General features: G+C 60.2%; 21 protein-coding genes and 1 tRNA gene. 14 read left to right on the top strand and 8 right to left on the bottom strand.

The annotated features are described in order from the left end of the window. The first annotated feature begins 136 nt into the window (after positions 1–136). Complete coding sequence (hspQ, locus tag EOC94_RS28970) at positions 137–460, top strand: heat shock protein HspQ (protein WP_164547210.1); 324 nt, start codon at positions 137–139, stop codon at positions 458–460. Positions 461–559: 99 nt separating this feature from the next. Here the strand turns inward: hspQ and EOC94_RS28965 are convergent, their stop codons facing one another. Beyond that, the gene (locus EOC94_RS28965; RefSeq protein ID WP_095486806.1) at positions 560–1,189 is read right to left on the bottom strand and encodes an invasion associated locus B family protein; all 630 of its coding nucleotides are present in this window, start codon (positions 1,187–1,189) and stop codon (positions 560–562) included. Between the two features lie 231 nt (positions 1,190–1,420). Between EOC94_RS28965 and EOC94_RS28960 the strand changes: the two genes are divergently transcribed. The 4 genes from EOC94_RS28960 (at position 1,421) to mgtE (ending at position 8,252) form a co-directional block, all read left to right on the top strand. After that, positions 1,421–3,241 (top strand): extracellular solute-binding protein, encoded by a 1,821-nt coding sequence (locus EOC94_RS28960; protein WP_127294909.1) that lies wholly within the window; start codon positions 1,421–1,423, stop codon positions 3,239–3,241. Between the two features lie 116 nt (positions 3,242–3,357). Further along, positions 3,358–4,038, top strand: a complete 681-nt coding sequence (locus EOC94_RS28955; protein WP_127294907.1) for a DsbA family protein — start codon at positions 3,358–3,360, stop codon at positions 4,036–4,038. A gap of 606 nt (positions 4,039–4,644) precedes the next feature. After that, a complete protein-coding gene (locus EOC94_RS28950) occupies positions 4,645–6,531 on the top strand; it encodes an ABC transporter ATP-binding protein/permease (protein WP_185928345.1) in 1,887 nt (628 codons plus the stop codon). Between the two features lie 356 nt (positions 6,532–6,887). Next, a complete protein-coding gene (gene mgtE, locus EOC94_RS28945; protein ID WP_127294903.1) occupies positions 6,888–8,252 on the top strand; it encodes a magnesium transporter in 1,365 nt (454 codons plus the stop codon). Between the two features lie 55 nt (positions 8,253–8,307). Here the strand turns inward: mgtE and gor are convergent, their stop codons facing one another. The 3 genes from gor to rpiA all read right to left on the bottom strand — a co-directional run bounded on the left by gor (position 8,308) and on the right by rpiA (position 11,131). Then, positions 8,308–9,696 carry a glutathione-disulfide reductase gene (gene gor, locus EOC94_RS28940; RefSeq protein ID WP_127294901.1) on the bottom strand — a complete coding sequence of 463 codons (1,389 nt, stop codon included), beginning with the start codon at positions 9,694–9,696 and terminating at the stop codon, positions 8,308–8,310. 153 nt (positions 9,697–9,849) lie between these two features. Continuing rightward, entirely contained in the window at positions 9,850–10,416 is a 567-nt protein-coding gene (locus EOC94_RS28935; protein ID WP_127204534.1) for a DUF2059 domain-containing protein, read from the bottom strand. After that, positions 10,403–11,131 carry a ribose-5-phosphate isomerase RpiA gene (gene rpiA / locus EOC94_RS28930; protein WP_126106582.1) on the bottom strand — a complete coding sequence of 243 codons (729 nt, stop codon included), beginning with the start codon at positions 11,129–11,131 and terminating at the stop codon, positions 10,403–10,405. Before rpiA ends, EOC94_RS28935 begins: the two co-directional genes overlap by 14 nt. Before the next feature lie 154 nt (positions 11,132–11,285). Here rpiA and EOC94_RS28925 point away from each other — a divergent pair, with 154 nt between their 5' ends. Beyond that, complete coding sequence (locus EOC94_RS28925) at positions 11,286–11,969, top strand: phosphoglycolate phosphatase (RefSeq protein ID WP_095486814.1); 684 nt, start codon at positions 11,286–11,288, stop codon at positions 11,967–11,969. Between the two features lie 126 nt (positions 11,970–12,095). Continuing rightward, positions 12,096–12,170, top strand: a tRNA-Val gene (locus EOC94_RS28920). 97 nt (positions 12,171–12,267) lie between these two features. Here EOC94_RS28920 and EOC94_RS28915 read toward each other — a convergent pair. Genes EOC94_RS28915 through EOC94_RS28905 form a run of 3 tightly spaced genes read right to left on the bottom strand, consistent with a single transcriptional unit; the run spans position 12,268 to position 13,646 of the window. Then, on the bottom strand, positions 12,268–12,462 hold the full coding sequence (locus tag EOC94_RS28915) for a hypothetical protein (protein ID WP_127294899.1): 195 nt from the start codon (positions 12,460–12,462) through the stop codon (positions 12,268–12,270). 30 nt (positions 12,463–12,492) lie between these two features. Next, the gene (locus EOC94_RS28910; protein WP_127294897.1) at positions 12,493–12,969 is read right to left on the bottom strand and encodes a TIGR02391 family protein; all 477 of its coding nucleotides are present in this window, start codon (positions 12,967–12,969) and stop codon (positions 12,493–12,495) included. After that, positions 12,966–13,646, bottom strand: a complete 681-nt coding sequence (locus EOC94_RS28905) for a DUF5343 domain-containing protein (RefSeq protein ID WP_127294895.1) — start codon at positions 13,644–13,646, stop codon at positions 12,966–12,968. The genes EOC94_RS28910 and EOC94_RS28905 overlap by 4 nt, the downstream gene beginning before the upstream one ends. Positions 13,647–13,908: 262 nt before the next feature. Here EOC94_RS28905 and EOC94_RS28900 point away from each other — a divergent pair, with 262 nt between their 5' ends. The 7 genes from EOC94_RS28900 (at position 13,909) to EOC94_RS28870 (ending at position 21,004) form a co-directional block, all read left to right on the top strand. Further along, a complete protein-coding gene (locus tag EOC94_RS28900) occupies positions 13,909–14,805 on the top strand; it encodes a hypothetical protein (protein WP_127294893.1) in 897 nt (298 codons plus the stop codon). 678 nt (positions 14,806–15,483) lie between these two features. Continuing rightward, complete coding sequence (locus tag EOC94_RS28895; protein WP_127294891.1) at positions 15,484–16,746, top strand: sugar ABC transporter substrate-binding protein; 1,263 nt, start codon at positions 15,484–15,486, stop codon at positions 16,744–16,746. 69 nt (positions 16,747–16,815) lie between these two features. Then, positions 16,816–17,883, top strand: a complete 1,068-nt coding sequence (locus EOC94_RS28890) for a sugar ABC transporter permease (RefSeq protein ID WP_127294889.1) — start codon at positions 16,816–16,818, stop codon at positions 17,881–17,883. Between the two features lies 1 nt (position 17,884). Continuing rightward, positions 17,885–18,760 (top strand): carbohydrate ABC transporter permease, encoded by an 876-nt coding sequence (locus EOC94_RS28885; RefSeq protein ID WP_127294887.1) that lies wholly within the window; start codon positions 17,885–17,887, stop codon positions 18,758–18,760. A 150-nt stretch (positions 18,761–18,910) separates the two neighbouring features. After that, entirely contained in the window at positions 18,911–19,981 is a 1,071-nt protein-coding gene (gene ugpC / locus EOC94_RS28880; RefSeq protein WP_127294885.1) for a sn-glycerol-3-phosphate ABC transporter ATP-binding protein UgpC, read from the top strand. A gap of 130 nt (positions 19,982–20,111) precedes the next feature. Further along, positions 20,112–20,363 carry a PepSY domain-containing protein gene (locus EOC94_RS28875; protein WP_127294883.1) on the top strand — a complete coding sequence of 84 codons (252 nt, stop codon included), beginning with the start codon at positions 20,112–20,114 and terminating at the stop codon, positions 20,361–20,363. Positions 20,364–20,527: 164 nt separating this feature from the next. Then, on the top strand, positions 20,528–21,004 hold the full coding sequence (locus EOC94_RS28870) for a hypothetical protein (RefSeq protein ID WP_127294881.1): 477 nt from the start codon (positions 20,528–20,530) through the stop codon (positions 21,002–21,004). A 23-nt stretch (positions 21,005–21,027) separates the two neighbouring features. Here EOC94_RS28870 and EOC94_RS28865 read toward each other — a convergent pair whose 3' ends face one another. Then, positions 21,028–22,980 (bottom strand): murein L,D-transpeptidase, encoded by a 1,953-nt coding sequence (locus EOC94_RS28865; RefSeq protein WP_127294879.1) that lies wholly within the window; start codon positions 22,978–22,980, stop codon positions 21,028–21,030. Between the last annotated feature and the right edge of the window lie 115 nt (positions 22,981–23,095).

Raw genomic sequence — 23,095 nt, 5'->3', positions numbered from 1 at the left:
GTCTGCGCCAAATAGAGCCAGGCATCAGCCCTAAAGTCGGGCTCGATTTTTGTAGCGTAATGCGTAAATTCAAGGTCTTAGGGAGTCTGCGCATTCCAAGGCCGCACGGCATTCCCGGGACTTAGTGGTGAGTACGATGAAGACAGCCAAATTCTCGATCGGACAGGTGGTTCGCCACCGGCTGTTTCCGTTCCGCGGCATCATTTTCGATGTCGACCCTCAGTTCGCCAACACCGACGAATGGTACGAGGCGATCCCCGCGGATGTGCGGCCGCGCAAGGACCAGCCCTTCTACCATTTGCTCGCCGAGAATTCGGAAACGGAATACATCGCCTATGTGTCTGAGCAGAACCTGCTCGAGGATCAGTCTGGCGAACCGGTGCGGCATCCGCAGATCGGCGAGATGTTCGACAAGAGGCCGGACGGGCGCTACGCGCCGAGACGCCAGTCAAGACATTGACATGGCGAGATTGCGGGCCTGACTGGGATCAGGAAATGGCCGGCCGGAACGAAAAAAAGCGGGGCATGACCCCGCTTTTTCTTGTTCGCTTGGGCGCGATCAGTTGGCGGTCTTCGCCTTGTCCTGCTCTTCCTTGAGCTTCTTGGCGAAGTCCTGGTTGTTCTTGGCAACAAAATCCTGAAGCTTCTTCTGCCGATCCTCGATATCCGACTGCTGCAGCGGCGGCCCGTCGAAGGCGCCGCTGAAGCCGGTCAGCGCGATCTTGATAGGGTTCGGCTGGTTCTGGAAATTGACCGAGGTCAGCGTCAGGTTCGAACCCTTCTTGAAGGAGGCGACGAGCTGGTCGGTCAGCGGCACTTCCGCCACGCAGCGGTCGGGGAAGCAGATCACATAATCGAGCTTCTGCGCCTTTCCGGTATCGATCTGAAGGCCAATGCCGGGAGGAACCAGGCGACCGGTCGGAACCGTCACCTGAAACACCTTGCGGTTTACCTTGCCCTTCAACTCGATCAGGCTGACGCCGGTGACGAGTTGGCCGTTGCCGGCAGTGGTGATGTTTTGGACATTGCAGATGTCGACGTCTTCCTGCTTGGTGCAGGCTTTGAACCAGCCCTGCGGAATCTGCTGTTGCTGCTGCGCAAAAGCAGCAGGAAGTTGTGCGCCCAAAAAGCCGACCACGCCAGCGGCCAGGACCGACAGGCGGTACGCGTTGCTGTTCAGGCTCGTCATATCGTGAACTTCCTCTCAAATAATCCCAGGGCCGGCTTTTTCGCGCCGTGTGGTCCAGCTACCTGTTGCCAAAATGAGGCAACAGAATGACTCGGACGGCGTGTTACACCGCAAGTGGTGCCGAATCCAGCCCGATACTCGCAATTCTTGAACTCGCGATTGGCCGCCAGGTGGCCGGCTCATGTTAGGGTGCGCTCCGAATCATCAAGCCGACCCAGTAAGGAGACGGTCATGGGCCGCGTTCTTGTTTGGCTGATCGCCGCGATCTCGTCTATCACCCTTTCGCTTCAGCCAGCTCTGTCGGAGCCGAAACACGCGATCGCCATGCAAGGCGAGCCGGCGCTGCCGGCCGACTATACGCATTTCAACTACGTCAATCCCGATGCGCCCAAAGGCGGCAGCATCACCTATTGCGTCGTCGGCAGCTTCGACAATCTCAACCCGTTCATCTTGAAGAGCCTGCGCACGACGGCGCGCGGAATGATGGATAAGATCTTCGGTAATCTCGTCTTCGAGCCGCTGATGCAGCGCAATGACGATGAAGCCTTCAGTCTTTACGGCCTGCTTGCCGACACTGCCGACATGGATCCAGAGCGCAAGAGCATCGAATTCCATCTTGATCCGAAGGCCAAGTGGTCGGATGGCCGACCGGTGACTGCGGACGACGTGCTATTCACTTACGACGTCTTTACCGAAAAAGGCCGGCCACCCTACAGCGCCCGTATGAGCATGGTCGCCAAACTCGAAAAAACCGGCGACCGCAGCGTGCGCTTTACATTCAACGACAAGGCCAACCGCGAGACTCCGTTGATTATCGCGCTGACGCCAATTCTGCCGAAGCACGCTTTCAACAAGGAGACTTTCGACAGGACCACGCTGAAACCTGTGATCGGCAGTGGCCCGTACACCGTAGCGCAGGTGGCGCCCGGCCAGCGTATCGTGTTCAAGCGCAACCCAGATTATTGGGGCAAGGACATCCCCACCAAGCGCGGTTTCGATAATTACGACCAGATCACCATCGAATATTTCCTCAACGCCAACGCCAAGCTGGAAGCTTTCAAGAAAGGCATTTGCGCCATCGATGACGACAGCGATCCGGTCAAGCGCGAGCGCGATCTCAACTTCCCGGCCTTCCACAAGGGCGACGTGATCGCCGAAACGTTCGACACCGGCATCCCGCCAGTGGTGACGGGGTTCCTGTTCAATACACGGCTGCCGAAGTTTTCCAGTCCGGTCGTTCGACGCGCGCTCGGCATGCTCTACGACTTCGAATGGGCCAACAAGAACTTGTTCGGCGGCAAGTACATGCGCACCATGAGCTATTGGCAGAATTCCGAGCTTTCCGCGCTCGGCCATCCGGCCGACGATAGGGAAAAGGCGCTTCTGGCACCCTACCCGGGCCGTGTGCCGGCCGATGTCATGGACGGCACCTGGCGGCCACCCGTCGCCGACGGCTCGGGTCAGGACCGCAAGGTGCTGAAGGCCGCCTTCGATATATTGAAAGGCGCGGGTTATACGTTGCAGGATGGAGCGATGCACGATCCAGAGGGGAAACCCTTCGGCTTCGAGATCCTGACCGCCTCGCAGAACGAGGAGCGCCTTGCCGCCATCTACCAGCGCACGCTGGCGAAGATCGGCATCGATGTCACCATCCGCAGCCTTGACGGCGACCAGATCCAGTCGCGCAAGCAACGTTTCGATTTCGAGGTGCTGATCGGCACCAGCGGCTTCGAGAACTCGCTGTCGCCCGGCATCGAGCAGGTCGGGCGCTGGGGATCCGCTGCCGCCAATGCCGAAGGGTCATTCAACCTCGCCGGCGTCGCCGATCCGGCAATAGATGCCGCACTTGCGGCGATGCTCAACGCCCGCAGCCGCGAAGATTATGTTGCCGCCGTCCGGGTTCTCGACAGGTTGCTGATCTCCGGCAACTACATGGTTCCGATGCAGCACAACACGCAGCAATGGCTTGCCTACTGGAGCTACCTGGAACATCCTGAAAAGACGCCCATATCAGGCTATCGACTGCCGACGTGGTGGCGCAAGGCGAACTGAACACAATCCGAACCGAAGGTCCGCGTCAGCGAAAACTAGACCCCCGGTTCTGCTTGCCGACCTCCGGATGAGGTCATGCCCAAAAGAAAAGCTTGCCCTCCTGACAGGAGATCATGATGAGCGAACTGAACTCCATCACCGTCGACGTCGTGTCCGACGTCGTCTGCCCGTGGTGCTTCATCGGCCAGAAGCGGCTCGACAAGGCGATTGCCGCGGCAAGCGATATCGACGTGCATATACGCTGGCGGCCGTTCCAGCTCGACCCGACCATCCCCCCCGAAGGCAAGGATCGCCGCGAATACATGGTGGCCAAGTTCGGCAGCGACGAACGCATCCGCGAGATCCACGCCCGCATCGAGCCACTGGGCGAAGCCGAGGGGATCAACTTCGCCTTCGCCGCCATCAAGGTCGCGCCCAACACGCTGGACGCGCACCGTGTCATCCGCTGGGCTGGTGCCGCCGGCGAGGTCATGCAGAACCGGCTGGTGCGACGTCTGTTCCAGTTGAATTTCGAGGAAGGCGCCAATCTCGGCGACCATCTCGTGCTGATCAACGCCGCCCGCGAGGCCGGCATGGATGCATCCGTGGTCGAGACGCTTTTGCCGACGGACGCCGATGTCGAGGCGGTGCGCACCGAAATCGCCACCGCTTCGCACATGGGCATCACGGGCGTGCCGTGCTTCCTGCTTGAAGGCAAGTATGCGGTGATGGGCGCGCAAGACATCGATACGCTCACCGACGCCATTCGCCAGGTTGCGGCGGCCAAGGCGCGGGGTGAGATGGAGAAGGCGAACTGAATACACCGTCACCTTAAAAATCGGTGGCCGTTGCTGCTGGTGCGGGTCAATCCCTTGGCTGACTGACTTGCAGGAAACGGCCCCTAGCTCCGGCTGTTTCCGTGGGCGAGCTTGGCGACATCGCTGCAGCAGCGCTTCAGCCAGCGCCATTTCCGGTCACTTTTTCGGCCGCCGCCAGGTCGACATGCCAACAAAGACGTGTCGAAGACGGCACGTTTTTGCGCGCCTCTGTCTTCCGCAGCATAAAATCGGCTGATCGACTTTTCACAAAGCTGTGTGAAGGGCTTCCCTAAGGGAAAGTGCTCGCGTTCGCATATGTGGGCCGACAAGCCATTGAAATTATAGGGACAATATGCCTTCGGGAACGAGACCGCATGACATGGCGGTCCTGAATTCTGTTGCTTGATGGCAACGCCGAGTGGGTCAATCCACCGGTAGGCCGAGAAAAGATAATGGAAAATGATCAATTGGTGTTACTGTCTGTAACAAAACTAAAAGAGGTTTGGGCGGATAGTGATTCGGGTCGGTAGACCAGAGCGACATTCAATATCGGAAAAATGGCTCCGCGGTGCCGCAAGGCCGCCGCTCCTGACACCGGTTTCCTCGATGCGCAGCTTCTGGGGACTGATGCGGGCCTACTGGTTCTCGGACCGCTGGGTGGAGGCCTGGACGCTGACGCTGGTCATCGCGCTGTTCACCGCGCTCTCCAGCAAAGCCGGCGTCTGGTTCGCTGAAGCATCCGGGGAACTGGTCAACTCGATCGCCTTTTATCACGATGCCGCGAACACCACGCCGCTCGCATCGCTGCTTACCAACGCCGGCATGCTCATCCTTCTGGTCGTGCTCAAGGACGCGGGCTTTACCGGCATCCGCACCTTTGTCTCGGCGACGCTGCATCGCAAATGGCGCGGCTGGCTGGACAGCCGTTTCAACGAAGCGCTTCTCGACACCAATCATACGCATTTCCACGCCCAGCATGGGTCCTCCGGCGCCGCCGCTCCCGACAACATCGACCAGCGCGTCCAGGAATCGATCAAGGACATGACCGGCGGAGCCATCGGCCTCGCCATTGGGGTCATGGCTGTCGCCACATCGCTTTATTTCGTCGGCCAGAAACTGCTTGAAACCTCGGTAGAGGTAAAAGGGCTTGAGTTCCTCGGCAGCTATGGCAGCGCGGTCCTGGCTTTCCTGGCGGTCGCCATATACGTGCCACTGAACACCTGGATCGCGGTGAAGGTCGGCAGACTGCTGGAACGGCTCAATATCAGGATGCAGCAGTCCGAAGGCAGTTATCGCGGCGAGCTGACCACGTTCCTGCGCCGCAGTTTCCACGTCGCCGCGTCACAGGGCGAAAATGTGCAAAAGACGATGCACGACCGGCTTTATGTCGACATCGACCACACCTGGGCGCGGCTGAACATCGTCAACACCGGCTACCGTTCGTTCGAGCTGATCTACAATTTCATCGGCGCCCGCATTGTCGCCTATGGGCCGGGCCTCGTGCCTTACATCCACAACCGTTTCGACCTCAAGGGCTACATAACCGGCTCAGAGATGGTCAACTCGCTGATCAGTCAATGCTCGTGGTTCATCCATGTCATGCCTTCCATCGCGGCGCTGCGGGCTAACAGCCAACGCGTGACTGAACTCGCCAACGCGATCGAAAATGTCCAGCATCCGCAGGAATTCTACAGTCTCACCGGCTGCTCCGATTTCCGCTACGACCGCCAAAACCCGGTTTTCGGCTTGACCATCCAGAAGCTGGAGCTGACCCATCAGGGCGAGGACGCCTCGCCCTTCCTGAGCGCCGCGAATTTGCGCTTCCGACGCGGCGAGTGGACGTTCCTGAAGGGTGAATCAGGCTGCGGCAAGACATCGCTGATCAAGGCGATCAACGGCTTGTGGCCCTATGGCCGCGGTACCATCGTATTCCCGGAAGGGGTCGAAAGTTTCTATGCCGCCCAGGAGGTCAAGCTGCAGCAGGTCTCGCTGAAGCAACTGATCTGCCTGCCCGGCTCAGAGCACGATCACACCGACGCGCAGGTTGCGTCGGCTCTGCACAGAGCGGGCCTTGGCGATTTCATCGAACACATGGCTGATGAAACCCGTGAGGGAATGAACTGGGACCAGGTGCTTTCGGGTGGCCAGAAACAGAAGCTGGTTGTCGCTCGTATCGTCCTGCAGCAGCCGAGCCTGCTGTTCCTCGACGAAGCGACCGGCGCGCTCGATCCCGAAGGGAAGATCGCTTTCCATCAGGCGATCAAGGACAATTGTCCAGACGTCACGGTGATCTCAATCATGCACGAGGCCGTGCCGCCAAGGTCGCTTTCGGGCGCCGAATTCTACCACAGCATCGTTACCATCGCGGACGGTGTCGCGACCAAGAAGCCGTTGGCGCCGAGCCTGCCGCTCGAGCTCACCACCATCCTCGCGCACCCAAGGCCGGTCGAGGAAAAATGGCTGCGCTTCCCTCGCCGCATGAGGCAGAAATAGCGGCGACATGACGATTGCTGCCCATTGTCGGGTCCTGCCTCGCCGCAGCGCATCCGACAGCGATCACAGTCTTGCGATCTGACCCATCCGCAGCCGTTTTCAGCCGCCATTGCGATTGACTCGGCCGGGCGCCCTCCTATGTTGCGCCGGCTTGCAGCGCAAATGACGCTGTAGCACTTTTGATTTTGGGCATGATCCTCTTCCGAAAGCCGAATTCGATTTTCGGGGTCATGCCTTGACCCGCGAGCAGAAAGGTCACCGCGCCATGCCTGGCGACAGTCACAGTCGAACGCAACCGCCGTCCGCCTGAACGTGACCTGACCGGTTCACGTCCTGCCGGCGGCAAGGAGTGAGCCATGAACGAATCTTCCCTCGTAGCGCGCGGCGATGCCACCGCGATCGCCCGTATCCTCGCAAACGATCATGTCGCCGACATTGTCGAGGCACTGAACCGGGAGCCTCGCGAAACAGCGACGGAACTGCTCTGTGAAGTGCCTTTCGAGCGGCTGGTCGAGATATTCGACCAGCCCGAGCTTGATGGTGCGTCCGAACTCGTCGAGGCGCTGCCTCGTGTCAAAGCAGGTAGACTCCTCGCCGCCATGTCGGTCGACCGCGCCGCCGACATATCGCGCGATCTGGCGGAGCCGGCACGTAGCGAGCTGCTCGACGGCCTCGCGCCGCCGTTGCGCGCGACGCTGCTAACGATTCTTGGCTATCCCGAAGGCAGCGCCGCCTCCATCATGACGACGGAATATGTCAGCGTGCCCTCGGACTGGACCGTGGGCCGTACGCTGGACCATATCCGCAAAGTGGAGCGGACCCGCGAGACCGTCTACGCGATCTATGTCGTCGACCCGCGGACGCACGTCCTCGTGCGCTCGACCGGCCTGCGCCGGCTGATCACCGGCGAGCCGGACGATCCGATCATGGCGATCGCTCCAGATCGCTTGCCGGTGACCGTTTCGCCGCTGACCGACCGCGAAAAGGTTGCGCACCTCATCTCCAAGTATGACCTGCTCGCTGTCCCGGTCGTCGAGAACGGGGAGATACTCGGCATCGTCACCGTCGACGACATCATCGACACGATGATCGAAGAGACGACGCAGGACGTCCATCGTTTCGGCGGCATGGAGGCTCTGGAAGAGCCCTACATGAAGATGAGTTTTCTCGCCATGATCCAGAAACGCGCCGGCTGGTTGTGCGCGCTGTTCATCAGCGAGATGCTGACGGCCAATGCGATGCAGAGCTATGAAGGCGAGTTGGAGAAGGCTGTTGTGCTGACCCTGTTCATTCCGCTGATCATGAGCTCCGGCGGCAATTCCGGCTCGCAGGCGACCTCTCTGGTCATCAGAGCGCTGGCGTTACGCGAGATCGGCCTTGACGACTGGTGGCGGGTGGCCCTGCGCGAACTGCCGGCCGGACTGGTGCTTGGATCGCTCCTCGGCGTCGTCGGCGTCTGCCGCATCACGTTGTGGCAGTATCTAGGCCTCTATGATTACGGCCCGCACTGGCAACTGATCGCCGCAACCGTCGGTGCTGCACTGGTCGGGATCGTCACCTTCGGCTCGCTGTCGGGATCGATGCTGCCGTTCGCCCTGAAGCGGATCGGCTTCGATCCGGCCAGCGCGTCGGCCCCGTTCGTCGCCACGCTTGTCGATGTCACCGGATTGGTGATCTATTTTTCGGTGGCGCTGGTGATCCTGCGCGGCACGCTGCTGTAACAACTCTCGCGCTTCCATCGCGGCAATCTCGCTGCCGCGATGGGTTCTTGGCGCGTCAGACGCGATCGCCGTCCTTCACCCGGTAGGTCGGCTTGTACATGGTGACGAGTTCTTCCGCCGCGGTCGGATGCACGGCCATCGTGCGGTCGAAGTCATCCTTGGTCAGCCCCGCCTTCAGCGGAATGCCGAGAAGCTGCGCCATTTCGCCGGCATCCGGTCCGAGGATATGGGCGCCGAGCACCTTTTTCGAGGCGCCGTCGACCACCAGCTTCATCAGCATCTTTTCGTCGCGACCGGACAGTGTATGCCGCATCGGGCGGAAGGTGGCGCGGTAGACCTCGATGTCGGAAAAACGCTTTATGGCCTCGTCTTCCGACAGGCCGACCGTACCGATCTCGGGCTGCGAAAAGACAGCGGTGGCGATCGTATCGTGGTCGGGCGCGGTCGGGTTGCCCTTGAAGACGGTCTCGACGAAACACATCGCCTCGTGGATCGCCACTGGCGTCAACTGCACGCGGTTGGTGACGTCGCCGATCGCCCAGATGTTGTCGATATTAGTGCGGGAGTATTTGTCGACATGGATCGCGCCGGTCTTCGACAATTCAATGCCGACACCTTCCAGACCCATGTTCTCGGTGTTGGGCAGACGCCCGATGGCGAGCATGACCTGATCGATCGTCAGCACCTCGCCCCCAGTGACGACGGCGTCTAGCCGTCCGTCCGGGCGCTTCCTCACCCATTCGGATACAGCATGGCAAAGGATCCTTATCCCCTTCTTTTCCATCGTCTCGTGCAGCATGCGCCGCAGATCCATGTCGAAGCGGGAGAGGATCTCCTTGCCGCGATAGACAAGCGTGGTGTCGACGCCGAGGCCGTGAAAGATGTTGGCGAATTCGACGGCAATATAGCCGCCGCCTTCGATCATGATTGCCTTCGGCAATTCCTTCAGGTCGAAGGCCTCGTTGGAAAAGATGCAGTGCTCATGGCCGGGCAGAGCGGGGTGCGGTGCCGGGCGGCCGCCGGTGGCGATAAGAATCTGGTCGGCGGTGACGGTGCGGTCCTCGCCGAGAAGATGCACCACATGGGGATCGACCAGCATGGCGCGCGACTGAAACGTCTCGCCGCCGGCGCCTTGCACATTCTTCCTGTAGATAGCCTCCAGCCGGCTGATCTCGCGATCCTTGTTGGCAACCAGTGTTTGCCAGTCGAAGCTCGCCTGCGGCACGGTCCAGCCATAACCGGCGGCGTCGGCAAAGTGTTCGGGAAACTGGGAGGCATAGACATAGAGCTTCTTCGGCACGCAGCCGCGAATGACGCAGGTGCCGCCATAGCGGTATTCCTCGGCAATGCCGACGCGCTTGCCGAGTGCTGCCGCAATGCGCGCCGCCCTCACCCCGCCGGAGCCGCCGCCGATAACGAAAAGATCGTAGTCGTAACCGGCCATGGTGCGGCTCCTTGCCCTTCAAAATGTCTGAGACAGGTAGGCTGCAAACCATCAAAAGAAAAGCCCGGACCACCACGCCACGCATGCTGTCGGATGTGCGCAACGGCGGCCGGGCTTCCGGTCCAGCAGCGATAACGCCGCCGGAAAATATGCTCAGTTCTTCGGTGCTTCCGGCTGCGTGCCGTCAGCAGGAGCCGCGGCATTTGCCGGTGCTGCGGCCTTTGCCGCCGCGGCCAGCGTTTCGCCGACCTGCTGGGCGAGATCGCGAGCGACACCGTTCTGCCAGATATCGGCGGCCTTGAGCAGTTCACGCGTCACGGCCGGGCCGCTGTCGAGCAGCTTCTTGCCGGAATCGGAATTGTAGAAAGCGGCGATTTCGGTAAGCTCTTTTTCGGAAAATACCTTGGCATAGGCCATGGCTGCTTCTTTCTCGAGATCGGCGCGGCGCGAGGCCAGCGCCATCGCCTTTTCGCTGATGGTCCTGCCGATCAGCTCCTGCATGTCCGGATTCTTTTGGATAAGCTGCTGCTGAAGCGCGGCGGCGGCCTGCGGCAGGATGTTGTCGAACGGGTCCGTGGCGTGGATAGCCGCGACCGCGGCGCGCGCCGCCTTCAGATGCCCGTCGGTGACGTCCTGCGAAAACGCCGGCGATGAAAACGCAAAGACGGCTGAGGCTGCCAGAACGGCAGAAAAACGGCGAACCCGGTTATGCAACATCATGATCGATAGAACTCCCTGGTTTTCGGGCGGCATAGACGGTTTGGGTGCCGTCGCCCGCGATGATAGCCGTTGATGCCAGCCCGATGAAAAGACCATGCTCGACCACGCCCGGAATGGCATGGAGAGCATTCGAAAGCGCTCTTGTATCCGGAATGCGGCCAAAAGATGCATCGAGGATAAAATGGCCGCCGTCTGTAACAAAAGGCTCGCGCTCCGTCATCCTCAATGTGACGGGACCGGAAAGGCCGAGCCTTCCGGCCGCCGCGGCGACCGCGATTTCCGTGGCACGCAGGCCGAATGGGTTGACCTCGATGGGGAGCGGAAAACGGCCGAGCGTCTCGACCATCTTCGAACGGTCGGCAATGACGATCATGCGGGCGGAAGCCGCCGCCACGATCTTTTCGCGCAGCAGCGCACCGCCGCCGCCTTTTATCAATGTCAGCGCCGGATCGATCTCGTCGGCGCCGTCGACGGTAAGGTCGAGTTCAGGTGTTTCCTCCAGCGTCGACAGCGGCACGCCAAGCTCGCGGCAAAGGATGGCGGTGCGCTCCGAGGTCGGCACGCCGACAATAGTGAGGCCGGTAGCGACCTTTTCGGCGAGCAGCCGCACGAACTCTTCCGCCGTCGAGCCGGTGCCGATGCCCAGCCGCATGCCGTCGCTCACATGGGCAAGTGCTGCCCGTGCGGCTTCGACCTTCAGTTGCCTCGCATCCATGCTGCGTGTCGCGCCCCAAAAAATTTGTTTCGGCGCTCCTAGCATTTTTGCAAGTCCGGTCAAAGACCTTGGCTGTGGATTGACTGAGCCGGCTTGCCTGAATGGATCGCAGCGGCTATCGCCTGCCAACGAAGCAATCGCCACAGGACAGGCCATGACCCGACCGATCATCGTGTTCGACCTCGACGGGACGCTGATCGACACAGCGCCGGACCTGCTCGACAGCCTCAACCACAGCCTTGCCGCCAGCGAACTCGCAGCCGTCGATGAGGTCGGCTTCAGGCGCTTCGTCGGCCATGGCGGACGGGTGATGATCGAGCGCGCCCATGCCGCGCAGCAGAGATCGCTGGAAAGCCAGGAGCATGATCGGCTGCTGAAACTGTTTCTCGATCATTACACCGATAACATCCCGGGCAAATCACGCCCCTACCCCGGCGTCGTCGAGACGATCGCCCGATTCGAGGCAGCCGGTTATCTCTTGGCCGTCTGCACGAACAAATACGAAGCCAACTCGGTGGCACTGATCGAGGCGCTCGGCCTGGCGAAGCATTTCGCAGCGATTTGCGGTCAGGACACGTTTGCGTTCCGCAAGCCCGACCCGCGCCATCTGACCGAAACCATCGCCCTGGCCGGCGGCAATCCACATCTTGCGCTGATGGTGGGTGATTCGCAGACCGACATCGATACAGCGAAAGCCGCCGGCATTCCCGTGGTGGCGGTCGATTTCGGCTATACCGACCGCCATGTGCGCGAATTCGAACCGTCAGCGGTGATCTCGCATTTCGATGCGCTGACGCTTGGCCTGGCAGAACGCCTGATTGCCGCTGCGGGGCGTTGAGCGACGGCGACCGGCCGCTCCCGGTGGGGGTTGCATTCGGTCTTCGTCGGAACGCCAGGACATCGCCTTGACTTCCCCGGGCTGCCTCCCTTATATCGCGGCGCGCTTGGCCTTCGGGTAACGAGCGGGCGATTAGCTCAGCGGGAGAGCACACCCTTCACACGGGTGGGGTCGCAGGTTCAATCCCTGCATCGCCCACCATCTAACCCCTTCAAAACGTTGGATGAATTGGCTCCTACGGAAATCCCCGAAAAACGGCACTGGCGCGTAACTGGAAAAGCCTCGCTGCATTCCACCGTCATAACCTACCTTTGGCGTTTATGAGCCGCTGCTTCATCGATGCGAGTTTCGATCTCTGCTGTCCAAAAAGCTTTGCAATTGCATCCTGCAAAAGCTCAAAGCAGTCGAGCACCGCTTCGCGAGATGCATTCCCTTCATGGCTGCCGACACAGGGCTTGATGTGGCGGGCGCCCTCGCGGCTACGCACCTTCATCTCATCGTGTCGCCCGCCAAGCCGAATAAACTAGGGCGTCTTCCGGACGTCCAGCCTGCGCATAAGGACTGACGCCAAGGATAGGTGGTCAAGGCAAAGGTCGATGGGGTCCACCAAGTTTTCGTGGCCCCGCGGATTGCGGATGCCCGCCATCGTGCCCGCGAAAATGTACCGGTAGCCTATTTGCTCGTCCTTCTCGCTGACTGTGGCGAGGTCGGTGAGCTGGATCTTCGGCCCCTTTTCGTTGAAGGCGTTCATCATCAGGCTGAACCCGCTTTCCTGGATGCCGGACAGGGTTTTGACCTTATTATCTAAGAACTTGAAGGCTTCGAAGGTGGCTTGTGAGTAGTGACCATCATCGAAAAGTTTCTTCGATACCGTCGAGATTTCGGGGTGGATGTTGCGCTCATCGAAGGGGTGAACGTCCCGGCTCGGCGCAGCAGGTGCCTGGCCGACGTCTTTACTCGCCCGCGCGACCCGTTCAAAAATTTCAAACGCGATGCTCATGGGAAGAGGTTGGCCCTGATGCTCTTGAAAATTGCGTCATAGGTTTCTTGGGTACCCCCGGCAGGGAGGTTAATCTCGATGCGCACGGTTAGCGCAACGTCACCCTTTTGCCCCTTCAATACCGTGGCAGCAGGCGCTTCGTTCACCATCTGCTCGAAACTCGGGGCAGCTGATGCTTTCGAGGCTTTCTTGGGGGGCTGCGGCCCCCTTCTCGGCGATGCAGCCTTCGGTTTGGCAGCAGGCGCTTCCTCGATGTGATGACCTGCCAGCTCGCGCAACGCCGCGAACACCCCGGCCTGCCGACTTCCGATGATGTCGCTGGTTTTGTCAGCGCTGCGGAAATAGCCAATCAACGCGTCCCGGTTCATGGTCCAGGCATCATCGCCGCGTATCGAGAAAAGGTCGGAATAAGCCGCCTTTACCATCTCGCCGAACGCCGTTTGAAACTCTTCTTCATTATGCTTCGTCAACGCTTCGTGCCCGACGTCCGTGCGCTTGCCCTCGCCGTCTATCAGGCCCAAAAACTGGAGCACGTTGATGACGTAGCTTTCGTTGTTGGAGGCAAGCCCGAGCTTCTTGACCGTGTCGGCCGTGACCGTGGCCGGGAAATTCTTGCGCAGATACCCGATCATCTGGGTAATGTTGCCTGCGCCGGAAATATACGGATGGTTGGCCATCTTATCCCCCTCAAGTAGATAACGGCGCCAAACTCTACCGACTCTGGTTTGGGGTCAACGCTGACATGGGGATTATTGACGGTAAACGTCTAGGTGTTCACATCTCTTTGGCATGGATACCGTAAAACAAAGCCTTCGAAAGGTGCTCTTCTCCGCAAACGAGTGCTGGTCAAGCCTAGTCGCTTTCGCATGTAGAAGAGCCAACGAGTCTATTTTACTGGCACCGCCAATCGTATAACTGTCGATTTTGGGGGGGAGTACGATGACAGTCTGGACAGATATTCCCGATGATGTGGTCAGCTGGTTCCGCGAAGTTTTTGCTAACGCAAATAGCCGAGTTACAGAACGGCTGCTTAACGTCCCCAACATAAGGGAAACATCGCTGGATGATGGCCTTGTCGAGGCAATTATCCCTTTCACACCACCCCGCCTGCTTCCTTCTAACGCGGTTGTGCAGATGCATGTGCACAACATAGGCGGTCTTCGGCGCTACGGAAAATGGGAGACGGCGGATATCGCTGTCGTCGTCTACGTCTACCACGTTGGTAAAATGATCGGCCAGAAGATTGGCTTTCTCCAGTCAAAACGACTCTTTCCGCACAACAAGGAAGTTGACTACGATGACCCAATTACATTCGACTACGGTCTTAACGGCCTTTTACATAAAGACCCCAGGTCACCGATCGGGAAATTGAACCGACGATTCGAATTCAATCGTCTAAGTCGTTACGGATCGCTCGAAGCTGAAAGTGAGCAAACTGAATCGATAGAGCTCTTAAACGCAGAGTTCGGAGACTCGGTCTATTATCTTTTCTACAATCCACCGACCCTCCCATCGACAACGATTTATCCGGTCACCGCTTTCCAGCAAGTATCTAATCCCCCTCTCGGTTGCCGCGTGTTCTCGGCGAAGGAAATAAATGCGGTTCTTGCGCGCCTGAAACGCGGCGTCGCCCCGACGTTTCGAATGATTGATGGCGCGGGGACTCATAGCAATTGGCGTCTGGAGGAATGGGCGGCTGATTTGCTCTTGCGGTGTAAGGTCGGGCAGGAGTTCACTCGCGGGCGTGAAGAAATTATGGGGCGGCTAATCGAACGGCGCTCCGGACCTATCGGAGCCGTAATTTCCGCTTCGATCGCACTTCCATCTAAGGGGTAGAGATACCCGCCTTGCGGCGGGGTTGTCCTCCTCGAACCAACCAATAGAAGTGGAGGATGGATGGCGCGTAACTGGCGCGTAAATACCGCCTCGCCCTGCCCCGATAGGAGTCGTTGCGCCTACGGGTGAACGCTGTAAACCGCAGAAGACCGGCATTCTTGGGGTGTCGGTTCCCTTCACACGGGTGGGGTCGCAGGTTCAATCCCTGCATCGCCCACCAATATCCGCTCCCGGAACAAAGCTGCCATCCGCTTCGCAACCGCCTACGTTCCGAAGTTCCGCCTCATCACCAGGTTTGCCACGGCCTGGTTCCTGCGATGTGCCAAGCGGTTGGGGCGCATCACAAAGCGCCATCCACCTTTAGAATCACTCAAGCGGCATATTGAACGCGGCCTAGGAGAAAGTTGACGGACGACGAAATCGTCCTAGGTGAGCTGCTATCTCAATAGTGGTATCCCGGGAATTGACGAGAGGAAATCGCCGTCGACCTCCTGCTCCGACCAGGTGAAACAGCGCAGTTGCAAATGCTTCCGGCTTCCGCAAACATTGCTGAATCCCATCAAGGGCCCGTAGCGGCCGACCCGAAACCAAGACGCTGGCTTCCGGCCCGGTGTCCTGGCGGGCCTCGGGGATGCACCTTGAATTCAGTCAGCGTCCGTCAAAAGGGAGGAATAGCCAATGAACCTGACAAAACACCTCGCCGGTGTGATGATCGCGTCTGCCTGCCTGTGTATGCCCGCGCTGGCGCAGACGAAGTTGACCATGTGGTATCACGGCGCCGGCAACGAGGTGGAGTCGCGAACGCTCAACCAGATCATCTCAGACTTCAACACCAGCCAGTCCGATTGGACGGTGAGCATCGAGAGTTTCCCAGAGAAGAGTTATAACGATTCCGTCGCGGCGGCGGCGCTGGCGGGCAACCTGCCCGACATCCTGGATGTGGACGGGCCCATCATGCCCAATTGGGCCTGGGCCGGCTATCTGCAGCCACTGCCGATCGACGAGAGCGAATTCGCCGACTTCCTGCCCGGCACCAAAGGTGTGTGGAACGGCAAGCTCTATTCGGTCGGTCTGTGGGACGCGGCGGTGGCGCTTTTTGCACGCCAATCGACACTGGACGAGTTGGGCCTGCGTACCCCGACCGTCGACAAGCCCTGGTCGAGTGAGGAATTCATGGCCGCGCTCGATGCCGCCAAGGCCTCCGGCAAGTATGAATTTGCCCTCGATCTCGGCATGAACGACCAAGCCGAGTGGTATTCCTATGCCTTCTCGCCGTTCCTGCAGAGCTTCGGCGGGGACATCGTCGACCGTTCGACCTACCGGACCGCGGAAGGCGCGCTGAACGGCGAGGCTGCACAGGCCTTTGGCAAGTGGTGGCAATCGCTGTTCAGCGGAGGCTATGCGCCTGGCACCAGTGAGGACCCCGCCGATCAGCAGACCGGCTTCATCGACGGCAAGTTCGCCTTCCAGTGGAACGGCAACTGGCGCGCGGTGGCGACGATGGCGGCCGTGGATGACGTTGTTTTCCTTCCAGCACCCGACTTCGGCGCGGGCAACAAGATCGGCGCGGGCTCATGGCAGTTCGGCGTCTCGGCCAAATCCAAGCATCCGGAAGGTGCTGCCGAGTTCATCAAGTTCGCCGCGCAGGACAAATATCTGGCCGCCTTCTCCGACGGCATCGGCCTGATCCCGCCCACGCCCTCGGCGGCACAGATGACAAAGAACTACAAGGATGGCGGCCCGCTCGCGATGTTCTTCGACCTCTCCAAAGCACAAGCTCTGGTGCGCCCGGTGACCCCGGGCTACGTGGTCCAGGCCAAGGTCTTCACCAAGGCACTGGCCGACATTGCCAATGGTGCCGATGTGGCCGACACGCTTGATGCGGCGGTCGACGAGATCGACGCCGACATCGAAAGCAACGGCGGTTACGGCCATCGGTAGTTCTGTCGCGACGGGGTCCTCGCCGGCCGCGGACTCCACGCTTTCTGGCCTCCTGGGCGGATATCGCAAATGGCGTCGAAACTAACCCTGTCGAACCGGACGGGCTGGACATTCGCCCTGCCGGGCTTCGCACTCATCTTCACATTCATCGTCCTGCCGTTTTTCTTCGCGATCGGTCTCTCATTGACAAATCAGCGGCTGCTGTCACCGAACCCCACCCAGTTCGTCGGGTTGGAAAACTATCGTCAGCTCCTGGGCCTTGCAGTGGTGACCCTCGAGCCAGAGCGCAACGAGGCTGGCGAAGTGGTCCGAGACGAGGCCGGCGAAATCCAGTACCCCCGCCTGCGTGCGATCACCCGTAGCGACGACTATCCCCAGTATCGCGGCATGCGTGAGTGGTTTCGCTGGCAGTCCGGCGAGAACGTCATGGTCGTCATCGCCAGGGACGTTGTGTTCATGAAGGCGCTGGTAAACACCTTCCTGTTCGTCCTGGTCGTGGCGCCGTTGCAGGGCGGCCTCGCGCTTATGCTTGCTTTGCTGATCAACCAGAAGCTCAGGGGCATCAGCGTATTCCGGACCATCTACTTCATGCCGGTGGTGGTCTCCATCGTCGTGGTCTCGCTTCTCTGGCGGTTCATCTATGACGGCCAGAACGGGCTGTTGAACAGCATCCTCCAGGGTCTCAGCTTCGGCCTCTTTCAGCCCGTCGACTGGCTGGGCGATTCCTCGACTGCGCTACCAGCGATCATGGCCATGTCGATCTGGCAGGCCGTCGGCTTCCATATGGTCATCTGGCTGGCCGGGTTGCAGACGATCAGCCCCACGCTCTACGAGGCCGCCGCTATCGAGGGGGCTTCGAAATGGCAGACCTTCCGCTATGTCACTTGGCCGGGCCTGCGCAACACCGCCGTGCTCGTCCTTGTCGTGATCACCATGCAGGGCTTCGCGCTCTTCGCCCAGATCGACGTGATGACCAATGGCGGTCCGCGAGACAGCACCCAAACCCTCGTCTTCCAGGCGGTCGAGCGCGGTTATGGCAAGCAGGACATCTCGGGCGGCTCGACCATCTCGGTCATCCTTTTCGCGATCGTGCTCGCGATCTCACTCATCCAGCGCTGGCTGACTCGGGAGCGTTAAGATGGCTTTTGATCCCGACAATTACGGCCTGAGGCTCTTCGTCCGCTACCTGGTGCTGTGCCTGATCGCGCTGATCTTCATCTTTCCGCTCGTGTTCATGATCAACTCGAGCTTCAAGCCCGACAATCAGCTCCTCGCGGACACCTCCAGCCTGCGTGCCTTCCTGCCCGTCGGGGACATCAGCCTCGACAATTATTTCGGAGCGTTCCGGCGGGCGCCGGTCAGCCTGTTCGTCTTGAACTCGGTCCTAGTCACCGGGGCGACCGTCCTTCTCTCGTTGCTTATCTGTTCGCTGGCCGCATTCTCCTTCGCTTTCCTGCGGTGGCAGGGGCGCGACGTGGTGCTCTCGATCGTCATCGCGACGCTGATCATCCCATTCGAGACCATCGCTATCCCGCTCCTGCTCCTGGTCTCGAAACTGCCCTGGATCGGGCTTGAGGGGCTGCAATGGGGCTGGCTGAATACCTACCGGGTGCAGATCATCCCCTGGATCGCCGACGGCCTGACGATCTTCCTGTTCGTCCAGTATTTCAAAGGGCTGCCGGGCGAGTTGATCGAGGCGGGCCGGGTGGAGGGCGCGAGCTGGTGGCAGGTCTACTATCGCATTGTCATGCCGCTTTCAGGACCGGTTCTGGCGACTGCCGCCATCCTGAAGTTCCTCGTCATGTACAACCAATATCTCTGGCCGCTCATCGTGGTGCAGCAGGAAAACTATCGCCCGGTCATGGTCGGTCTCGGCTACTTCTTTCAACTCAACGTCGCCTGGGGCGAGGTCATGGCCTATCTCACCCTTATCACCGTCCCGGTGCTGATCTTCTATCTCTTCCTGCAGCGCGCCTTCATCGCATCGATCGCCTCTACCGGCGTGAAGGGCTGAATACATGGTTGTCGCGCTCAAGATAGCGGGTCTGGGACAGCGTGTATGCCCATGACGGCAAGCGCTGGCACGGCTATTTCCTCAAGGACGAAAAAACGACCGGTGACCCCGAATTGCGACACATGAACCAGGAAACGGGAGCCATCGCTCATGGCTGAGGTCTCGCTCAAGGGCATCAAGAAATCCTATGGCCGCGTCGACGTCATCAAAGGCGTCGATATCCACATCAACGATGGCGAGTTCGTCGTCTTTGTCGGACCGTCCGGCTGTGGGAAGTCCACCTTGCTGCGCGTGATCGCCGGGCTCGAGGACATGACCGAAGGCATCCTCGAGATCGGAGGCCGGGTGGTCAACGAGCTCCCACCCAAGGAGCGCGGTGTCGCGATGGTCTTCCAGAGCTATGCCATCTTCCCGCACATGACCGTGCGCGAGAATATCGCGTTCGGTCTTACGATCGCAGGCGCTTCCAAGCAGGAAAAGCAGCAGAAGGTCGCCGAGGCCGCGCGCATCCTACAAATGGAACATTTGCTCGACCGCCGCCCAAGTCAGCTTTCAGGCGGCCAGCGCCAGCGAGTCGCTATCGGGCGCGCAATCACGCGCAAACCGGCCGTATTCCTGTTTGATGAGCCGCTTTCCAATCTCGACGCCGCGCTGCGCATGGACATGCGCATGGAAATCGGCCGGCTGCGCAGGCAACTCGGCACAACGATGATCTATGTCACCCACGACCAGGTCGAGGCGATGACGCTGGCTGACAGGATCGTCGTCCTGAAGGACGGTCAAGTCATGCAGATCGGAGCGCCGATGGAGCTTTATCACGAGCCGGCCAACAGGTTCGTAGCCGGCTTTCTGGGAGCTCCCTCGATGAATTTCCTGAAAGTCGACGTCCTCGACCTTGATGGCGAAGCGGCAACGGTTGGCAACCGATCCCTGGAGCCGATCAGGGTGGCGACCAGAAGACGCCCCTTCCGGAAAGACGGTAAGGCCATCCTGGGCATCCGTCCGCAGCACCTCCAGGCGGTGCAATCTGAAAAAGGCATGCTGCACGGCGTCGTGGCACATGCCGAGCGGTTGGGCAGCGAGACGGTTGTGGACCTGACGCTTCGCGACGATCGCGAGCTCATTGCGGCCTTCAATGAAGACAAGATCTTTCAACCGGGTGACGCTCTGGAACTCGCGTTCGACACGGCCTTGGCCCATCTCTTCCCCGAGGAGGAATGAGCGCTGCAGACGCCGTGACGTGAGCGACGACAACGCGATGCATCGGCGCGATTTGCGAGGGTGCATCCAGAACCCCGGAACAAACTTGCATGGCCGCGAGTTTCTACTTGTCGAAGTGTGAGGGAAAGCCATGTCCAGATTTGTTTTGGCGGCCGCCGTGGCGCTTGTCGGCGGATCGGCATTTGCCGCGGACGAAAGTCCGCTGCCGCCCCAGAATGCCAGGAAACTGTCGGAAATAATCGCCAAGGTCGAGCAGCGCGACGACTTTCGTTACGTTGACGAGGTCGGCTGGGACAGCGGAGCCTACACTGTTACTTATTACACGACCGACAAGGCGAAGGTCGAAATCACCTATGATCCCGTGACTGCCGAGCCGAAATAAATCGCGGCCATCTTCCTCCAGGCGATGCGCGGCCGGCTTCTCTTGAAGAATCCTGGCGACGATCACTCGGAAGGGCTTCCTGTACGCTTTTCGGCGTCCCCCTTGCGCCAATGCGCCTTTGATGGCTGACTGCGGCGTTATCATTGAGCCGCACGGGGGTGGGCATGGCGACGGTAAAGCATGTGGCGAAACGTGTTCTGATGGTGCTCGCCGGCTATTTCGTTGCGGTGCTGGTCGGGCTGATCGCCGTGGCCACGATCTATGGTGCATTGAGTTCGCTGTCCAATGCGCCGGCGTACTTCGATTTCATGGGGGTCACCCCCATCGCGGCGTTGGTCGTGCCGCCGCTCGGCATGTTCATCTATTTCCTGACGATCGTGCTGACCGGCCTGCAGACGCTGATCTTCGCGCTGATCGCCGAATTGTTTTCGCTGCGCAATTTCCTGTTGCATATGGTCTTCGGCGCCGCGGCAGCGGCTGCCGGCTTCGCCTTGATCTGGCCCAGCGCGCCGGAGGACATTAGCCCCGAGCGCTGGGCCGATGTCGGCATCATCGCCGCCGCCGGTCTTGTCGCCGGTCTGGTCTACTGGCTGATCGCAGGGCGCGAAGCCGGCTTCCGACGCCCGCTCTCCCAGCGTTAGGACGGATCGACTAAGGCTTAGTCTCAGCTTGCCGGCGAGCGCACCGCTTCCGTGCTGTCCAGCGCCTGCTGCAGCCGCGTGTCGCGGTCGTAGACGTCATGGAAGTATTCGACATTGCCGGACATATCAGGCCAGGCGGTGAAATAGGCGACATAGACCGGGATCGTGCGCGCCACCCTTTCGGTCGAATGTCCGTGCTTCAGCTTCTCCGCGATATAGTCGACCGAGGTGCCAAGCACGGCAGCCGCCATGCCACGCGGATCCTGCAGACGAACGCAGCCATGGCTGAGTGCGCGCATGTCACGCTGGAAAAACGACTTCTGCGGCGTGTCGTGCATGTAGATTGCGTGCTTGTTGGGGAACAGGATCTTCAGTTCGCCCAGCGCATTGGCCTCGCTCGGCAGCTGGCGCACGCCGTAAGGTATCTTCGCGCCATAAGCGCCCCAATTGACCGAGGAGGAGGGAATGCGCTTGCCGCGCGCATTGACCACCTCGTAGCCGGCGCGGTCCAGGTAGCCGGGATCCCGGCGCAGCCGGGGCAGCATCTCGTTGACGAGAATCGACTGCGGAACGCCCCAATAGGGATGGAAGTCGACCTGCTCTACCTGATCGTAGAAGAAGGATGTCTGATTGGTGGTCTTGCCGATGACGGCGCGGGTCTTCAGCTTCTCCTCGCCATTTTCGATGTAGCTCGCCGTGAAGGCCGGCTGGTTGATGAAGACGCGCGGACTGCCGAGATCGGATGGCAGCCAGCGCAACTCTTCCAGCGCGACCTTTACCTTCTGGATCTTGTCGACCTTGGACGTTCCGGCCAGCGCCGCCACGGTGCGCGGCCCGATGACGCTGTCGCCCTTCATGCCGGCCTTCTTCTGCACCGCCTTGATAACCGGCACCAGTTCCGGATCATAGACCTCGCTGGTAGCGAGCCGGGCCAATATCTCGCCATAGGCGCCGCCCATCTCGTCGTCGAGGTTGCGCGCGATCTTCGCCAGAAGCTTCGGCAGTTCGGGACTGGTCTCGCCTGGCTTCAGCAACAGCTTGGGATCGACGACGATCTCGTCTTCAGCGCTGGCCTGAAGCGATTCCAGTTCGACGCGCAGCGCCTGATACTCCACGTTCTGCGGATGCCGTGATTCGAGATAGGTGCGCGCTTGCTGGGTGCGTGCCAGCGTTTTCAGCACGCCTTCCATGTCGAGCGGCTTGGCCGGAAAATCATAATATCCGGTCATGCGATTGGGATCGACGCGGCCGCTTTGCGCATCATGGACATAGCGCAGGACGCGCGCCGACAGTGCCATCTCGAAGCGGACGAGCTCCTTCAGCCGCGCATCGGCATCGCTGGTCGATGCGCTAGCGGTGGGCACTTCTACGGTGTAGTCGGCAGGTGTAAGGCCATAGCTCGCCGACTCGCCAAGCACCCGCACCGCATCCTGCGCGCGGCTGTTGGCACTGGCTCGGGTTACCCAGATAAAATCAGGATTGGCCGAGTAATAGGCAACGAGCGCCTTGGCGATATCTTTTTCGGCGTAGAGCTCGTAGTCACCGAGGCCGGCGATCGCACCGCGGAAGGCGGCGCCAGTAACTGAAGATGGAGTGGCGGAAGACGGCTGGAAGGCGGCATCCTGTGGCATTGCCGGCTCCGGCGTTACCGACAGCGTCGAGAAGTCGACGCGCACCAGCGGATCGCTCCTGTAGGTGTAATAGGACGGGCTGCTGATTTGGACGGCACCGCCCCCTCCTCCGCTGCGCTTGTTGCCTGCGCTTCGGGAAACGGCCGGCGCCTTTGCGCTTGGCTTAAATCGTGACTTCTGCCTCGACGGCGGCCGAGGAAAATCACCTTGCGGCGTGTGCCGGATGCCGCCGCCGAAAAGCCTCTCGAAAAGCCCTTGGGCGTCTGCCTGCGGCATGCCGAAGGCCAGCATAGCCGCGATCACCGCAAGCGGCATCACGGTTGCTTTGTTTTCGAGGAATTTCATGGATCACCCGCTCCGGCTGCAACCGGTTCCCGTTCCGCACGCTTGACGGTCTCGCCCACCGTATGACGGGTGTAAGACGCGACTATACTGATTCATACCGATTTCGTTAAGCTTC

It is taken from the genome of Mesorhizobium sp. M6A.T.Ce.TU.016.01.1.1 (assembly GCF_003997065.1).
GTDB lineage: Bacteria > Pseudomonadota > Alphaproteobacteria > Rhizobiales > Rhizobiaceae > Mesorhizobium > Mesorhizobium mediterraneum.
The sequence above is the reverse complement of the archived record's forward strand: the minus strand, read 5'-3'. Positions and strand labels throughout refer to the sequence as shown.

Coding starts and splice junctions, on each gene's coding strand:
- EOC94_RS28885 (WP_127294887.1), top strand. CDS start 17,885: ATGGCTTTTGATCCCGACAATTACGGCCTGAGGCTCTTCGTCCGCTAC.
- EOC94_RS28895 (WP_127294891.1), top strand. CDS start 15,484: ATGAACCTGACAAAACACCTCGCCGGTGTGATGATCGCGTCTGCCTGC.
- EOC94_RS28905 (WP_127294895.1), bottom strand. CDS start 13,646: ATGGCCAACCATCCGTATATTTCCGGCGCAGGCAACATTACCCAGATG.
- gor (WP_127294901.1), bottom strand. CDS start 9,696: ATGGCCGGTTACGACTACGATCTTTTCGTTATCGGCGGCGGCTCCGGC.
- EOC94_RS28915 (WP_127294899.1), bottom strand. CDS start 12,462: ATGAAGGTGCGTAGCCGCGAGGGCGCCCGCCACATCAAGCCCTGTGTC.
- EOC94_RS28925 (WP_095486814.1), top strand. CDS start 11,286: ATGACCCGACCGATCATCGTGTTCGACCTCGACGGGACGCTGATCGAC.
- EOC94_RS28960 (WP_127294909.1), top strand. CDS start 1,421: ATGGGCCGCGTTCTTGTTTGGCTGATCGCCGCGATCTCGTCTATCACC.
- EOC94_RS28910 (WP_127294897.1), bottom strand. CDS start 12,969: ATGAGCATCGCGTTTGAAATTTTTGAACGGGTCGCGCGGGCGAGTAAA.
- EOC94_RS28870 (WP_127294881.1), top strand. CDS start 20,528: ATGGCGACGGTAAAGCATGTGGCGAAACGTGTTCTGATGGTGCTCGCC.
- EOC94_RS28950 (WP_185928345.1), top strand. CDS start 4,645: ATGCGCAGCTTCTGGGGACTGATGCGGGCCTACTGGTTCTCGGACCGC.
- hspQ (WP_164547210.1), top strand. CDS start 137: ATGAAGACAGCCAAATTCTCGATCGGACAGGTGGTTCGCCACCGGCTG.
- EOC94_RS28935 (WP_127204534.1), bottom strand. CDS start 10,416: ATGATGTTGCATAACCGGGTTCGCCGTTTTTCTGCCGTTCTGGCAGCC.
- EOC94_RS28865 (WP_127294879.1), bottom strand. CDS start 22,980: ATGAAATTCCTCGAAAACAAAGCAACCGTGATGCCGCTTGCGGTGATC.
- EOC94_RS28955 (WP_127294907.1), top strand. CDS start 3,358: ATGAGCGAACTGAACTCCATCACCGTCGACGTCGTGTCCGACGTCGTC.
- EOC94_RS28965 (WP_095486806.1), bottom strand. CDS start 1,189: ATGACGAGCCTGAACAGCAACGCGTACCGCCTGTCGGTCCTGGCCGCT.
- EOC94_RS28900 (WP_127294893.1), top strand. CDS start 13,909: ATGACAGTCTGGACAGATATTCCCGATGATGTGGTCAGCTGGTTCCGC.
- EOC94_RS28890 (WP_127294889.1), top strand. CDS start 16,816: ATGGCGTCGAAACTAACCCTGTCGAACCGGACGGGCTGGACATTCGCC.
- EOC94_RS28875 (WP_127294883.1), top strand. CDS start 20,112: ATGTCCAGATTTGTTTTGGCGGCCGCCGTGGCGCTTGTCGGCGGATCG.
- mgtE (WP_127294903.1), top strand. CDS start 6,888: ATGAACGAATCTTCCCTCGTAGCGCGCGGCGATGCCACCGCGATCGCC.
- rpiA (WP_126106582.1), bottom strand. CDS start 11,131: ATGGATGCGAGGCAACTGAAGGTCGAAGCCGCACGGGCAGCACTTGCC.
- ugpC (WP_127294885.1), top strand. CDS start 18,911: ATGGCTGAGGTCTCGCTCAAGGGCATCAAGAAATCCTATGGCCGCGTC.